The sequence below is a fragment of the Microbacterium sp. HSID17254 genome (genome assembly GCF_003989315.1).
In the GTDB taxonomy this organism is placed as follows: Bacteria; Actinomycetota; Actinomycetes; order Actinomycetales; family Microbacteriaceae; genus Microbacterium.
Map to the genome: position 1 here is coordinate 22670 of NZ_RBLT01000001.1, position 14949 is coordinate 37618.

Annotated in this window: 9 protein-coding genes and 1 pseudogene; 6 read left to right on the forward strand and 4 right to left on the reverse strand. The window is 66.3% G+C overall.

Translation table 11 applies throughout. The features are described from left to right. Nucleotides 1-63: 63 nt before the first annotated feature. Nucleotides 64-1692: an apolipoprotein N-acyltransferase gene (gene lnt / locus D8M34_RS00145; RefSeq protein WP_174235356.1), complete on the forward strand. Its 1629-nt coding sequence runs from the start codon at nucleotides 64-66 to the stop codon at nucleotides 1690-1692. Between the two features lie 164 nt (nucleotides 1693-1856). Here the strand turns inward: lnt and D8M34_RS19325 are convergent, their stop codons facing one another. After that, nucleotides 1857-2324 (reverse strand): hypothetical protein, encoded by a 468-nt coding sequence (locus D8M34_RS19325; RefSeq protein WP_174235354.1) that lies wholly within the window; start codon nucleotides 2322-2324, stop codon nucleotides 1857-1859. Between the two features lie 94 nt (nucleotides 2325-2418). Continuing rightward, nucleotides 2419-2571: pseudogene (locus D8M34_RS19475) on the reverse strand (DNA cytosine methyltransferase); the annotation flags it as partial. 500 nt (nucleotides 2572-3071) lie between these two features. On the opposite strand from D8M34_RS19475, the gene mobF reads away from it, so the two are divergent. Continuing rightward, complete coding sequence (mobF, locus tag D8M34_RS00155; RefSeq protein WP_246322522.1) at nucleotides 3072-6626, forward strand: MobF family relaxase; 3555 nt, start codon at nucleotides 3072-3074, stop codon at nucleotides 6624-6626. A 22-nt stretch (nucleotides 6627-6648) separates the two neighbouring features. On the opposite strand, the gene dprA is transcribed toward mobF, so the two are convergent. After that, the gene (dprA, locus tag D8M34_RS00160; protein WP_126892899.1) at nucleotides 6649-7653 is read right to left on the reverse strand and encodes a DNA-processing protein DprA; all 1005 of its coding nucleotides are present in this window, start codon (nucleotides 7651-7653) and stop codon (nucleotides 6649-6651) included. 210 nt (nucleotides 7654-7863) lie between these two features. On the opposite strand from dprA, the gene D8M34_RS00165 reads away from it, so the two are divergent. Together D8M34_RS00165 and D8M34_RS00170 are read left to right on the forward strand one after the other, a co-directional pair. Continuing rightward, a complete protein-coding gene (locus D8M34_RS00165; RefSeq protein WP_026529636.1) occupies nucleotides 7864-8193 on the forward strand; it encodes a hypothetical protein in 330 nt (109 codons plus the stop codon). A gap of 331 nt (nucleotides 8194-8524) precedes the next feature. Then, entirely contained in the window at nucleotides 8525-9433 is a 909-nt protein-coding gene (locus D8M34_RS00170) for a DNA adenine methylase (RefSeq protein ID WP_102209892.1), read from the forward strand. On the opposite strand, the gene D8M34_RS00175 is transcribed toward D8M34_RS00170, so the two are convergent. Next, on the reverse strand, nucleotides 9384-10901 hold the full coding sequence (locus tag D8M34_RS00175; protein WP_026529634.1) for a hypothetical protein: 1518 nt from the start codon (nucleotides 10899-10901) through the stop codon (nucleotides 9384-9386). The two genes, D8M34_RS00170 and D8M34_RS00175, sit on opposite strands and share 50 nt — an antisense overlap. A 520-nt stretch (nucleotides 10902-11421) precedes the next feature. Here D8M34_RS00175 and D8M34_RS00180 point away from each other — a divergent pair. Continuing rightward, nucleotides 11422-13143 carry a hypothetical protein gene (locus D8M34_RS00180; RefSeq protein WP_051619731.1) on the forward strand — a complete coding sequence of 574 codons (1722 nt, stop codon included), beginning with the start codon at nucleotides 11422-11424 and terminating at the stop codon, nucleotides 13141-13143. Then, the gene (locus D8M34_RS00185) at nucleotides 13140-14762 is read left to right on the forward strand and encodes a UvrD-helicase domain-containing protein (protein ID WP_036542739.1); all 1623 of its coding nucleotides are present in this window, start codon (nucleotides 13140-13142) and stop codon (nucleotides 14760-14762) included. The genes D8M34_RS00180 and D8M34_RS00185 overlap by 4 nt, the downstream gene beginning before the upstream one ends. Nucleotides 14763-14949: the final 187 nt, after the last annotated feature.

The window sequence follows — 14949 nt, forward strand, 5'->3', positions numbered from 1 at the left end:
GAGACATCGGCCGACACGCGGACGCGGGCGTCCGAGACTGCGCCCTTGCCGCTATGGGCCGCGATGCCAGTCGCCGGCGTGGCCGGGCTCGCGATGGATGCGGCGTTCCCCGCACTCGGGTGGTGGCCGCTGGCGTTCGTCTCGGTGACGTTGTCCCTGGTCACTCTCATCGGGCGACGGTCCTGGGGGGCGCTGCTGGTCGGGACAGTCTTCGGCGCAGCGTTCTGGTTTCCTCACGTGTCCTGGTCGGCGCAGTTTCTCGGGGAGCATCCGCTGAGCTGGGTCCCGTGGGTGGCCCTGGCTGGCGCGCTGACGATCTACACGGCTGTGCTGACGGTGCCGATCGCCCTCGCCTACCGATGGCTGCCGCGCCGGCGCAACGCCTTCGCGATGCGGCTGCTGGCGCTGCCGCTGCTGGTAGCGGGAGCCTGGACGATCCGCGAACTCATCATGGGCTCCTGGCCCTACGGCGGATTCCCGTGGGGACGGGTGGCGATGAGCCAATCGGAAAGCCCGATCGCTCCGGTCGCGTCATGGGTCGGCGTCTCCGGCCTGGGCTTCCTGATGGTCGCCGTGTGCGCCGCCGCGATCGAAGCAGTCCGTTGGATCGTGCGCGCGCAACCGGCACGCGGTAACGCCACCGAGCACCCGAGAACACCTCTCGCCTCGTGGGCGGCGTCGATCCCCGTGCTCGGTCTCGCAGCGGTGATGGTCCTGGTGCCGCAGTTCCCGACCAGTCACGCGGGCACCATCCGGGTGGGCGCTGTGCAGGGCAACGGCCCCGCCGCGTACGTCGATGAGCACGAACCGGGCGCGGTCCTGGAATCTCAGCTCGCCGCTTCCGCCCCTCTCGAAGACGAACAGGTCGACATCGTGCTCTGGCCCGAGGGCGGCGTCGACAGTGATCCCCTCGCCGACGAGGCCACCGCTCACGCGCTCGACGATGCAGCCGCCCGATACGACGCCCCGATCCTGCTCAACGCCGCCGCGGCAGACGGCCACCTCGTCTACAACACTTCCTTCCTCTGGACCTCGAACGGGCCGACGGCCGCGCACGCCAAACGCCATCCCGTCCCCTTCGGCGAGTACGTGCCCGACCGGTGGTTCTACGGCGCGCTCGTGCCCAGCCTGGTAGACCTCCTAGAACGCGAGTACGCCGCCGGCGTCGACACACCCGCCATCGAGGTCGACGGCGTAGAGGTGGGACTGGCGATCTGCTTCGACGTGGCCTTCGATGACGTCATTCACGAAGGCGCGCACAGCGGTGCCCAGGTGCTCATGTTCCAGACGAACAACGCCGACTTTCGCGACACCGATGAAAACCTGCAACAGCTTGCGTTCGCGCGCATGCGCGCCATCGAGACCGGCCGCAGCGTCGTCAACCTCTCCACCACCGGCACCAGCCAGGTACTCGCCCCGAACGGCGCCACGCTGGCCGCACTAGCCGCGGACGAACCCGGACTCATGATCGCCGACCTTGAGCTCCGGGACGGGCTCACCGCCGCCGTCATGTTGGCGCAGTCGATCAACACGCTGATCGTCTCAGGCACTCTCGCCGGCTTTCTCGTCCTCGCCTTCCTCCTCCTGCGAGACCGTGCATCCTCGCGACACCATCGGGTGCTGGACTCCAGCCAACGAAGCAGCATCGGCCTGCACGAGTGCGCCGACGCGCATCGCCGAGAGCGCTTGTAGCGGAAGAACGCCGTTGCCGAGCGCAGCGATCTGCTGATTAGCCGTGAGTTGATGGATCGGATCAGTGATCCAACCACTGGGGAGACCCATCAACCACTCCACGAACTCGGGCGACGGCCGCGGTCCACTAGTCCTGTCTAGCAGCGCTGGCGCGATTCGTCCTGTCACATGCTCCCATCGGGCGATGGCGCGGGCGTAGCGTCCCCAGCGGCGAAGATGTCCTCGATCAGGAACCACAGCATCTCGGGTTCGCTGCTCTTGCTCTGCAAGCCAGCCGGCCCGTTTAGCGCGAGGTCGATGATCTGATGCGAGAGCGCGATCGTCCCCCGCCTCGCCCTCACCTGTTCCAGTGACTCGCCGCCACCAGTCGAGTCCGTGGCGAGCGGCGTCCTGAACAGTGCCCCGGCTGCGGGCGAGGACGAAGACGCGAAGCCTGGGATGAGGAGCGCCGACAAGGGACGCTGGTAGGCCGATCCATTGCGTGTCATACCGCAGGCCGGCCAGATCGCCGAGTACGGCGCCGACTGCCCGGAGAGGTCGAGCTGCGAGGTCTCCCAGACCCCACGGGTCGGGTTCCACTTCGCGAAGGGCTGCATCGCCGGGGGTTGCGTGGTCGGGATTGCTTTGCGCATCGTCGTCTTCTTCTAGGGGTGCGCGGACGGCGGGTGAGGACAGCACGCCGCGCACGTTCTCGATGACGACGAGCTGGGGTTGCAGCGCGTCGATCGCGGCGGCCATGTACGACCAGAGCCCGGAGCGGGTGCCGGGCGCGAGGCCGGCGCGCTTGCCCACGGTCGAGACATCCTGGCAGGGGAAGCCTCCACAGAGAACATCGACCGGCTCGACGGTGCGCCAGTCGATGGTGGTGATGTCGCCCAGGTTGGGGGCGTCGGGTCAGTGGTGGGCGAAGATGCGGGAGACGTGTTCGTTGTTCTCGGAGAACCAGATCGTCTCGCCATCCAAGGCGTGTTCGACGGCGAGGTCGAGACCGCCGTACCCGGAGAACAGTGATCCGACCCTGAGTGGGCGAGTCCGGTCGTGAGGGTCGTGCATGAGGGCTCCGGTTGACGGGTGATCCCGGTCGGACTTCACGCATGAGGTCACCACCGGGCTGGTCAGCGACCAGGTGCGCGACCACTCGAACCGCCACCGCTTGCCTCGTCGCCGATGCCGTGACCCGCGCGCGGCGCACCACCCCCGCGTACTTCGGAATCCGTGACTCAGGCGGCGCCGCCAGCTCTCGTTCGCCGGCCCACCGAGCCATCACACGTCTTTCAGACGAGGCCGTTTCGGGCTTTGTCGCATCTGATGCGACCGGTCTCGCGGGCTCACCTGCTCTCCGAGCGCGGCCGGAAGGAGCAGCCGAGGTGACGGTTTCGATGCGCGTGATGAGCGCGGGCGATGGATACAAGTACCTGTTGAAGTCCATCGCCGCGGGCGACGGCGACCGGAGCCTGAGCACGCCGCTGACCCGCTACTACGCGGAGGCGGGCACGCCGCCGGGCTTCTGGATGGGCTCGGGGCTGGGTCGTCTCGGGCACGGCGACCTGGTCGAGGGAGGGCAGGTCTCTGAAGCTCAGCTCGCGCTGTTGGTCGGGATGGGCCATGACCCGATCACGGGCGAGCCGCTGGGCCGCGCCTACCAGCAGTTCGCGTCGATCACCGAGCGGATCAAGCAGCGCGTCGACGCCCTCGACCCCGAGTTGGGGCCGGCGACTCGAGCGCAGGAAGTGGCCGCGATCGAGGCGGAGGAAGCCGAGCGCGGCACCCGCCGCGCAGTAGCCGGTTACGACTTCACATTCAGCGTGCCCAAGTCAGTCTCCACGATCTGGGCGGTCGCGGACGCCGGCACCCAAGCCCTGATCGCGGACGCCCATCATGCGGCGGTTGCAGAGCTGGTTGCGTTCCTCGAACGCGAGGTTGCCGCAACCCGCGTCGGTGCAACCGGGCCGGACGGCGCGGTTGCGCACGTCGACGTCGCCGGTGTCGTGGCCGCGGCATTCGATCACTACGACAGCCGTGCGGGCGACCCGCAGTTGCACACCCACGTCGTCGTCAGCAACAAGGTCCTGACCGTGCAGGACGGCCGCTGGCGGACCCTCGCCGGCCGGCCGATGCACTCCGTGGTCGTCGCAGTCTCCGAGCTCTACAACGCCGCGCTGGCCGACCAGCTCACCCGCGTCCTCGGCGTCGAATGGGAAGCACGCGAACGGGGCAGGGACCGGAACCCGGCATGGGAAATCGAGGGCGTGCCCGACGAGCTGGTGACCGAGTTCTCCACCCGGTCCCGACACATCGAGGCCGAGAAAGACCGCCTCATCGCCGGGTACGTCGCCAAGCACGGCAGGCAGCCCTCCGCGCGAACGGTGCTGAAACTTCGGGCGCAGGCGACGCTCGCCACGAGGCCGGAGAAGCAGGTCCGGTCGCTGGCCGACCTCACCGCCGAGTGGCGGCAGCGCGCCGGCCGGGTGCTGCGCCGGGACGCGAACGGCTGGGCGCGCACGTTCACCGCATCCACCGCAGACGCACCGCGGCGGGTGCTGCGCGCCGACGACGTGCCGCTGGATGTGGTGCGCGAGGTCGGGCAGACCGTGATGGAGACGGTGGGCGAGAAGCGTTCGACCTGGACCCGCTGGAACCTGCATGCCGAAGCATCCCGGCAGTTGATGGGGTGGCGGTTCGCCAGCATCCAGGACCGGGAGGCGATCACCGGGCTCGTGGTCGATGCCGCCGAGCACGCTTCGCTGCGGCTGACGCCGCCGGAGCTGGCGTCCAGCCCGTTGCAGTTCCGCCGCGTGGACGGCACCTCTCGGTTCCGGCCGCACGCCTCGACCCTGTTCTCATCCGAAGTCCTGCTGGCCGCCGAAGACCGACTCCTGGCGCGTGCCGCCACAACGGCCGGGCCGGTGGTGCCGTTGGAGACGGTTGAGAGGATCGCCCGCAAGCCCGACGCACGCGGCCGGGTGCTCGGCGAGGATCAGGCCGCGGCCCTTGCCGCGATCGCGGTCTCCGGTCGGGTCGTGGACGTGCTGGTCGGCCCGGCTGGGGCCGGGAAGACGACGGCGATGAACGGGCTCCGCAGGGCGTGGGAGAAGGAGCACGGCACAGGGTCGGTGATCGGGCTCGCCCCCTCGGCGGTCGCCGCGCAGGTCCTCGCCGATGACCTCGGCATCGCCACGGAGAACACGGCGAAGTGGTGGCAGAACCACCTCATGTACGGGACTACGTTCACGGCCGGGCAGCTCGTCATCATCGACGAGGCGAGCCTGGCCGGCACGATGTCGTTGGATCGGCTCACCCACGAAGCCGAGAAGGCCGGCGCGAAAGTCCTCCTGGTCGGCGACTGGGGCCAGCTCCAATCACCCGGCGCCGGCGGCAGTTTCGCCATGCTCGTGCACGCCCGCGATGACGCCCCCGAGCTGACCGATCTGCACCGCTTCACCAACGAATGGGAGAAGACCACCTCGCTCCAGCTACGCCACGGCCGTGCCGAGGCGATCGACGCCCTGATCGAGCACGGCCGGATCACCGGCGGCGACGAGGAAGCGATGATCGACGCCGCCTACACAGAATGGCGGGCCGATCTTGCCGCCGGGCGGGCGTCGATCCTGGTGACCGAGACCCACGCGACCGTCACCGAGCTGAACGCCAGAGCGCGGGCGGATCGGATCATCGACGGCACCGTAAACCCGACCCGCGAACTGCCGCTGCGCGACGGCACCGCGGTCTCCGAGGGCGATCTGGTCATCACCCGCGAGAACGACCGGCGGCTCCGCAACGGCCGAACCTGGGTCCGCAACGGCTCCCGCTGGACCGTCACCGGAGTTCGCGAGGACGGGTCGGTCAGCATCCGCCCGGCCGGGCGCAGGTTCGGCGGCGGGATCGTCCTGCCGGCCGACTATGTGGCCGAGCACCTGGACCTCGGCTACGCGATCACCGCGCACCGCGCCCAGGGCGTCACCACCGACACCGCGCACGCGGTCGTCACCGCCACCACGACGCGGGAGAACTTCTACGTCTCCATGACCCGCGGCGCCCACAGCAACCACGCCTATGTCACCGTCGACCGAGAGGACGCAGAACACGCGGTGCCGCATCCCGGAGACAACCCGAACGTCACCGCTCGCTCGATCCTCTACGGCGTGTTGCAGCACATCGGCGCCGAGCTGTCTGCGCACGAGACGGTCGCTGCCGAGCAGGACCGCTGGGGCTCGATCGCGCAGCTCGCGGCCGAGTACGACACGATCGCGCAAGCCGCCCAGCACGACCGCTGGGCGACCTTGCTCGCCGCGTCCGGGATCACCGCCGAGCAGATCGAAGACGTGCTCGGCTCCGACGCCTACGGCGCGCTGTCGGCCGAGCTGCGTCACGCCGAGGCCAACCACCACGACCTCGACGCGCTGCTCCCGCGGCTGGTCGCCGCGCGGAGTCTGGACGATGCCGATGACATCGCCTCCCTCCTGCACGCCCGCGTGGCACGCGCCACCGCCCGGCCCGCCGTATCAGGCCGCACCCGCAAGGCCCCGAGGCTGATCGTCGGACTGATCCCGCACGCCGGCGGGCAGATGGCAGACGACATGCGGCGAGCCCTGGACGAGCGCCGCGAGCTGATCGAAGGCCGCGCCGACGCCGTGCTCCGCGGCTACCTCACCGATGAGGAGCCGTGGACGGCCGACCTCGGCGCGGCTCCGAGGGGCCACAAGCAGAAGGCGGCGTGGTGGCGTGCCGCTCGCACCGTCGCCGCCTACCGCGACCGCTACGGCATCACCGACGACCGGACCCCGCTCGGCCCGACGCCGGAGAGCACCAGCCAGAAGATCGACGCCATCCGCGCCCGCGCCGCCCTCAACCGCGCCCAGGCGATCGCTCACGAAGGCACGACGGCTGATGCGGTGCGGCCAGCGACCACATCACGCCCCGCACCGAGCTTGTGAACCCGTCCAGCGAGGGCGGCCGTCAGAGAGAGCGCCCCGGCGTGCCCGGCGACGGGTGCCGGTGCCCGAACTCGCGTCCGACCTCGGGCCGCGTCACAGTCCGGTCCGGGGTTCTGTCGGCGTCGAGTAGGTCGATCACGTCGCTGGGCTGGGTGACGAGCGAGGCGAAGCCTTGCTTGATGAGTTCGTTCGGCCCCGCGCTCGCGACGCTGGTCACCGGGCCGGGCACCGCACCGACGCCCCGGCTGAGTTCGCGTGCGGCGATGACAGTGGTCATCGACCCGGACCGAGGACCGGCCTCGGGGATCACGGTCGCACCCGAGAGCGCCGCCAGCAGGCGGTTGCGGGCCAGGAACCTGTGTCTGGTCGGTGCGGCTCCCGGCGGCAGCTCGCTCACCAGCAAGCCGACATCCCCAATGCGATTCAGCAGCTCGCTGTGCCCGGCCGGGTAGGGGCGGTCCAACCCGCCGGCCAGAACGGCGATCGTCTGACCGCTCGCGGCAAGCACGCTCTTGTGCGCGGCCCCTTCGATCCCATAGGCGCCACCGGAGACGACGACCCGTTCCTCATCGGCAAGACCCGCCGCCAGCTCGCCCGCGACCTGCTCTCCATAGGCGGTCGCAGCGCGAGCGCCCGTGATCGTGGCCCGATCGCTCAGCGCCGTCATCAAGAACGAGACCGCACCGCGAGTCCACAGCAGGTACGGCGCACGATCGCTCAGGTCGTTCAGGCCGGCGGGCCATTCCTTGTCGGCGGGGATGAGCGTGCCGAATCCATGCCGCTCCGCCTGAGCCATCTGATCCAGCAGGCCGGGTGTGACCCGCGCCGTCAGTCGTTCGCGCCACATCAGTGTGTCGGCGCGTGCCAGGCCGGGCACTTCGTCGTCGGACTCGATCAGCCGCAGCGCCTCGACCCCGCCGTGACGGGCCAGGACGTACCCCGTGATCGGGTCGTTCGGCTCGGCGATCATCGACAACGCGACCCGCGCCATCCGCTCACCCTGCACCTGCTCCGCCAACGTGGCCATGATCGGTGTCCTCTCGCTCCAAGGTCACCGACGAGGTACACGCCCGCCTGCCGATGGGGTTCCCTCTGCCATAGGACAGTCGTAAACTCGGTAGCGAGGCAGGTTCAGCAAACTATGCGGGTCCTTCGGGACGGCCCTTCGCGGGCACTCGGTTCATAGCCGCCTCCACGACGGAACACCGTCGCGCTATGACGAGGAAAGAGGCCTGCAATGCTCCGGACGTCCGTGGCGCTCAGCGCACGAGGCTATGGCGTACTCCGCTACGCACCCACGAACCTGCTGCTCAACGCGATCCGCACACGGCGCGGCCTGAAGTGGGGCGTCCCCGCGATGCTGCTCGCCGGGGTCTACTTCTACGCCGCGGCGATCTGCACCACGATCATCAACGACGGGGGTCCCGGTTGGCTCTACCTGCTGGTCCTGGTGTTCGTCTGGAACGCCTTCAAGTTCCTTTGGATCGGCCCCGTCAGTCTGATCCAGCTCATAAGTGTCCGTGCGGGGGAGCGTCGCGAACGGCAACCGGTGCCGTCCTCGCGGTGACGCGCAGGCGAGCCCACCGCGCCATAGGGCACTGACCACGACACAGTCGCATTCGGTTGGCGCGTCCCTTCACGGTGTACCGCATCGATTCGGCGTGTCGATGGCTCTGTGATGTCCTTACGAGTAGTATCCGTTACATGCAGGACTTCACGAGCCTGAGCGACGCGGGCCTCACTGACGTTGATCGAGCGCTGCGTCATGAGCGGCTACGTCGCCGTAAGGCGTGGCGTAACTGCGAGCGCTGCGATCAGGCGTTCCTCGGGCGAGGTGATGCGCGCTTCTGCTCGGCTCGCTGTCGAGTCGCCGCGCATCGAGCGGGGAAGGAGTCCTGATGAGTGACACGCTGCGGGTTGTCGCGTCACGTCGGTACGGAACGCTCTCGCCGCTCCGCTATCCGGGAGGAAAGGCGGCGCTCGCTGGCTTCTTTGGCGACATCATCGATGCTCTCAGGGTCGAGCGTGCACGTTATATCGAGCCATATGCCGGTGGCGTGGGAGCTGGGATTGCGTTGCTCCGTGAGGGCATTGTCGAAGAACTGGTTGTCAACGACATTGACCCTGCGGTGTACGCCTTCTGGAAATCTGCGGTCGGAGACAATGCCAGCTTCGTTGAAATGGTTGCGTCCGTCCCACTTACGATCGCTGAATGGCAGAAGCAGCGAGAGATATACAGATCGCGCGATGAGCGAGATTCACTCCGCCTCGGGTTCGCCTTCTTCTTTCTGAACAGGACCAATCGTTCAGGGATTCTGAATGCCGGAGTTATCGGCGGTCAGCGGCAGGAAGGGAGATACAAGATTGACGCCCGCTTCAATCGCGAAACGCTCATCGAACGATTGACTGCGATCGGAGGCTTGGCCGATCAGATCACGGTCTCAGACCTTGACGGCAGGACAGTGATCCAGCGTTACGCTCAGGACGATCGAGCATTTATGTACATCGATCCGCCCTATGTTCAGGCGGGGTCTCAGCTCTACCTCAACGCGTTCGACGGGCGCGATCACGCAGCCCTCGCGGCGATCGTCAATACGGTGGAGAAGGCGCACTGGCTCATGACGTATGACACGGCTCCACTGATTGAGAAGCTGTATCGCGAGCACTTCCAATGCCGCTTGGAACTGACCTACTCCGCGCGGTATCCGGGGCAGGCCGAAGAACTACTCGTTGCATCGCCCGCGGTCGCCGGTGTGGTCAAGGCGTTGCAGGGGCAGACTGTAATGGCGGACGCAACAAGCGCCTGAGCAGCGGATTGACCACCTTCCACGCCTGCCGAACGTCCTCTGCGGTCACTGACGCATCTGCGCTGTGCGCGATGAGATTGAACCACTGGATAGAGCCATGTTTGTGGGCGTTTCCCGACTGTATGGCGCCGATGGTCGATTTGAGAGTCTTCTCCGAGCCATAGGTTTGCGCGACCACTTTGAAAACCGCACTCAACTCGCCTGTCGCGGGCGTTGCAGAGCCCTCGAAATGGACCTTGATGGTGGCTTCGAGAACAGAGCGCAATAGGATCGCGGACGCGATAGGCAAGTTTCCCAGGTTGATCCGTCGTAGCTCGAAGTAGCGCAGTTTGAGGTTCAGTGGTGCGTTCTCGTAGTCGAGGCCAGACAGATCGAGCGTGTCCTTTGTGTCTGGATGGTTCGGTCCACGGCTTCCTGCTCCGCTCGGAGGCTCAGGCTGGGGTGGCGTTGCCCCGCCGGTCGCGCTACCGGGACCGCTTGGAGGCATTCCGTGGCTGACACCTTGCGACGGTCCAGGCGGAGTCGGTGGTGCGGGCGCGGCGGGTGATGGTGTCGGCGTTGCTGTAGTGGGTACACCGTTGAGACGGTCCACGAACGGCTGGTAGGCGTCATCACGCTTCTTGAGCTCCGGAGAGCGGGTGTTGAGCCTTCCAGCGCGAAACTCCCCGACTAGATACTCCAATGCACCGAGCTTCTTCTTTGGAAGTTTCGACGCGATCTTTTCGGGAGTTGAGGACCGAGGAAGCAACATGCCGTCTCTATCGAACTCCACCCCGATCGCAGCCGCGATGTCCTTACTTCGGTACGCGTACTCAAAGGCCGACATCGCCAAGTCGTCGCTGGCGGCGTACTGCCGGAGGGTGTGATCGGAGAATGGCGCAGCGGCAAGGAAGCGTCGCATCACAGCCATCTTCATGAACCTTGCGACCTCGACATCGGGGTACTGCGCCTTGACGTCCTCCACAGTCGTCTGGTCGTCCACGAGTGAGTAGTAGAAGGTTGCTTGTTGGTCGCGGCTCCACCGCTTCTTGGAGATGCCAGTGTGCAGTCGGGCAACGTGCGGGGCGGCGGTCGCGCGATCAGGCGCCACGATCACGCGGATTCGCTCGGGGAGGTTTTCTGCCTCGACTGCGTACCGCTTGAGCAGTGAGCGAACCTCGGCTTCGTGACCAGGCACGATCGTCGGGTCGTAGAGAGCCTTGAGTGCGCTGACGCGCCGGTTGCCTTCCAGGACGATGTACGAAGGCGGCTCGTCCCGTGACTCCGCCGCGATCACGATCGGCACCTCGTTGTCGAAGTAGCCGTCGCGAAGGATCAGCCGCGCCGCGCCGAGGACGTCCTCGGAAGCGAACAGATACTTCAAGGCTCCGGCTTCATCGTCGCGACGAGTCGGGATGCGGTAGTTCTCCAGGTCGAGCAGGAGCCGGCTCAGCTCGACCTCCACGATGGGTAGCTGCTCGTAAGCCATGTCCAGCCTCGTCTCGATGATCCGTCCGGCGATCTACGCCCTCGGTGCCGAACGGACGAGAGCTGTCGTTCAGTCCCAACTGTAGCCGCGCTGTTTCGCGATCGGGCTGAGACACGTCGAGGCGCATCAACCGAAGCTCCTCTGACGCGCGAACGCACGAACTGGTTGCCATAGGCGCCCGTGACGCCGTGACAGTTCTCGACGCGGGCAGGCGCCCAGGCACGGGACCACGGTCATGCAAACCATGCAGCCTGCCGGCGACGCCGCGTGGTCGCGTGAACTGCGGAACCAGACGGAAACGAGGCCGAGCTGCCACTTCGGACGCTTGTACGGAACCTGTCGTCGCGTGTCTTCACGGGACGGCCATGGTGCGTCGCCGCCTGGTACTGACCACAGTCCGTGGGACGATAGGCATGGGAGCCGCCGGTTCCGAGCGGGAGAAGGTCCGTTGATTCACGCTCATCGTCCCGTTGCGAGCCGAGCGCTCAGCTTGCATTGGGGGGCATGCAAGGAGTAGCCAATGAGGGTCGCGCGCATCCGTATCGGACGTTTCCGGGGTTATCGCCATGCAGCGCTCGTGGTGCCAGAGAACATGGTGCTTGCAGGTGAGCCGCAGGCGGGCCGCACTGACATCGTCGAGGCCCTGCGCCGGGTTCTCGACGCCCGCAGTACTCGGTCCCGCGTGAATCCTCTCGACGTCTACCGACCTGCTGACGGCGATGAAGAGTCCTTGACGGAGGTAGAGGTGACTCTCCTCGACCTCGGGGAGGACCTCGAAACTCTTCTCAGCGAGAATCTGGAAACGTTCGACCGGGCAACCGGGGAGATCGCCACGCCAAGCAACGCGGGCGACGCGGTTCTGGGCGTACGTCTGTGCTATCGCGCACGATATGACCTCGATACGGACACCGGCGAGCACTGGGTCGATTACCCGGCGCGAAGTGATCCCGCTGCCGGTGTGTTCAAGAAGGCGAGCCGGATCGAGCGTGAGTCTCTGCCTGTCCAGTTCGTTGACAGTGCGCCGGCTCTCCAGCTGCGGGCAGAGGGAGTCCTGAGAGCACTCCTTGCTGATGCCGATCCTGGTGGCCTGGACAGCGCCCTCACCGATCTGGATTCGGCCGTCCATGCTGCAACCGGGTCGTTCTCTGAGACGGAGGTGGTCACTAGCGTTCTGGATAAGGTCATTGATTCCGGACCGCAGACTCTCTTCGGTATCGATGACTCCGCCGACATCAGTTTTCTGGCGGATGACGGTTCTATGGCTGCCCTCCTCAGAGCGCTTCAACCAGCGATCTCGATGGGTGCGGCCGGGGCCCTTCCCGTCCGTTCCCAGGGGTCGACTCTCGAGAGTGTGCTCTCGGCCGCTGAAGCCATCGCAGCCGCGCGAGATGCACAATCAGGCGTCGTCATCATCGGCGATGACTTCGGAGATCGCCTTGACGCATCGTCATCTGAACACATGGCGCGGCTCATCCACGTAACGGCAGGGCAAGCGATCCTCACAACGCGCCGTCCTGAGGTAGTACGAGCATTCGATCCCGGTGAGCTGGTTCGGCTCACGGTCAGCCACGGCGAGAGACGACAGCACCAGCTCTCTGCAGTCACGGACAAGACGGGCCGAGTCAACCGGAGGCTCATCCTGGAGCAGCTTCTCGCAGCGCTGAGCGCGAGAACCGTTGTCCTCCTGGAGGGGCCGCTCGATGTCGAGGGGTACGGCGCGCTCGCGTCGCGGCTCTTCCGGAAGACGAACGAACCGCACCACAGCCTCCCCGCTAACGGCATCCGCCTGGTCGCCCCGCCAGGGTCAGACGGAGGAGTTACCCGGCTCCCAGCCATTGCCGAGATCGCCCTTGAACTCGGATTCCACGTCCGAGCGATCGTCGACAATGACAAGCCAGGACACGAAGATCCAGCAGTCGGAGTCCTTGCAGGAATGATCGAACAACTCGTCGTGCTTCCCACTCGCACCGCCGTGGAGGCCGCACTCATCCGCGGCGTACCCGGAGATCAGCTCCGAGAGACGGTCGAGACCCTGGAAGACTTCGGCATGCCCGCCCTGCCACCCGATCTCGGCGACGACGACATCGCGGACCACCTCATCGCGACGAAAGTGATCAAGAAACAGGGGCTAGGGGCAGCCTGGGCTCACGCACTGACACGACAGCCGCCGATCGCGCGGTCCGCGATCGAAGCAGTCTGCGGCGATACGCTCGGACGCATCGACATCCCTGATCTACCATGACATTCGCCCCGCAGAACCCGGAGCAGCAGCGAGTCGTAGCGACGCAGGCCGAACTCACTGTCGTGCTCGGCGGAGCGGGTGTCGGAAAGACGACCAGCGCGCTCGCCGCAGCTCACGCCCATCTTGAACGAGTAGCAGAAAGCGAACCCCACGATCGGGTCCTGTTCCTCTCGTTCTCTCGTTCCTCGGTGGCGCGCATAGCCTCCCGCGCAAATGAGATTCTCGGCCGCCGAGGCTCCCAGGTGGACATCATGACGTTCCACTCGCTCGCGTTCTCCGTGGTCCGGAGATTCGGGAATCTGGTCGGACACGGCGACGCCGTCCTCGTCAGCCCCGCTCGCGAGAAGCTCGGGCTGGCCCAGCACGAGATCGGATACAGCAGGCTCATCCCGCTCACACTCGAAATCGCTCAGGCCGCACCTGCTGTCGCAGAACACCTTCGCACCCGATGGGGCCTCGTTATCGTCGACGAATTTCAGGACACCGGCGATGCGCAGCAAGACCTCCTTCAGCTGATTGCCCGCGACAGCAGGCTGATACTGCTCGGCGACCCGAACCAGTGCATCTACACGTTCCTCGCCGAAGACGGCGTCAGAGTGGAGCGCATCGATGAAGCCTGCTCGGCCGCTGGGACAGAGAACACCATCCTGCTGCCAGAAACCTCCTTCCGAGACCCCTCCGGGATCATCCCGGCCGTCGCCAACGCCATCAGGGGACGCCTGTTCGACTCAGAGGCCATCGCGGCCGCCATCCAGGACGAAAGACTGGTCATCCAAGACGGAATACCACTCTCCGACGAGACCAGTCACGTCGCACGGGTCGTTAGCGAGTTAGCCGCGAAAGATATGGGCGTGGCAGTATTCACGCACCATAACGACATGCTCGCGGCTCTCTCGGATGCACTTGAAGCCGACGGGATCGAACATGAAGTTGCCGGTCTCAGTGACGCGCTCGCCGCCGCCCTCGACGCCCAGACTGCGATGGCGCGATTCCACACCGGCGATGGCACCTGGGGAATTGTTCTCGAAGCGATAGCCGTGTTCCTGACGAGCGCGCAACGTGGGCAGAAGGCGCCCCCCATCGCGTACCAGGTGATGAACGGTTCAGGCCCCACGACCCTGCAAGCTCGCCTGAGCGCTCTTCGAGAGCGTCTCTCCGAGGCGGGGTCCATTCGGGAGGTAATCGAGGTAGCGGCGACGGCACACGACGCGCTCGGACTACCGCAGAAGTCGGGCGCCTGGCAGCAAGCAGCAACCCTGCTCTCGGTGATGTACGCGCGAGCGGCACGCACGAGCAGCGCCCGCGATGACCGTCAGATGGTTGCAGCGATCTGTGCGGAAGCTCGTGAGGCGAGTTACGCGGCGCTCACGGACTCGGCGCTGAGCCCGCGAGAGGTTCAACTAATGAACCTCTACCAGACGAAGGGACGCGAGGCCGACGCAACCGTCGTGGTGTTGCGGGAGGGAGACTTCATGGGCTACGAATCAGAACCGTTCCCCACAACAAGTCGGCTCCTCTACGTGGTCTTCTCCAGAGCCAGACACAAGATCGTCGTGCTGCTCGTGGGCAACAGGTTCCACGCCGCCGTAGCGCCTCTCGCGGCTCTGGCCGCGAACTGAGCTTGCCTACGAGGGGGACCAGAAGGGGACCAGAATCATGCAATCCATGCATCCCGTGACGTGTTCTGCATGATCTGACGCCCGGAATCACGCGGAATCCGGGCAGGCCGAAGCCGTTTGGACGCCTGGGGGTCAAGGGGTCGCAGGTTCAAATCCTGTCAGCCCGACCATTGGGCTGTTGGCAATA

Coding starts and splice junctions, on each gene's coding strand:
- lnt (WP_174235356.1), top strand. CDS start 64: ATGCCAGTCGCCGGCGTGGCCGGGCTCGCGATGGATGCGGCGTTCCCC.
- D8M34_RS19325 (WP_174235354.1), bottom strand. CDS start 2,324: ATGCGCAAAGCAATCCCGACCACGCAACCCCCGGCGATGCAGCCCTTC.
- mobF (WP_246322522.1), top strand. CDS start 3,072: ATGCGCGTGATGAGCGCGGGCGATGGATACAAGTACCTGTTGAAGTCC.
- dprA (WP_126892899.1), bottom strand. CDS start 7,653: ATGGCCACGTTGGCGGAGCAGGTGCAGGGTGAGCGGATGGCGCGGGTC.
- D8M34_RS00165 (WP_026529636.1), top strand. CDS start 7,864: ATGCTCCGGACGTCCGTGGCGCTCAGCGCACGAGGCTATGGCGTACTC.
- D8M34_RS00170 (WP_102209892.1), top strand. CDS start 8,525: ATGAGTGACACGCTGCGGGTTGTCGCGTCACGTCGGTACGGAACGCTC.
- D8M34_RS00175 (WP_026529634.1), bottom strand. CDS start 10,901: ATGGCTTACGAGCAGCTACCCATCGTGGAGGTCGAGCTGAGCCGGCTC.
- D8M34_RS00180 (WP_051619731.1), top strand. CDS start 11,422: ATGAGGGTCGCGCGCATCCGTATCGGACGTTTCCGGGGTTATCGCCAT.
- D8M34_RS00185 (WP_036542739.1), top strand. CDS start 13,140: ATGACATTCGCCCCGCAGAACCCGGAGCAGCAGCGAGTCGTAGCGACG.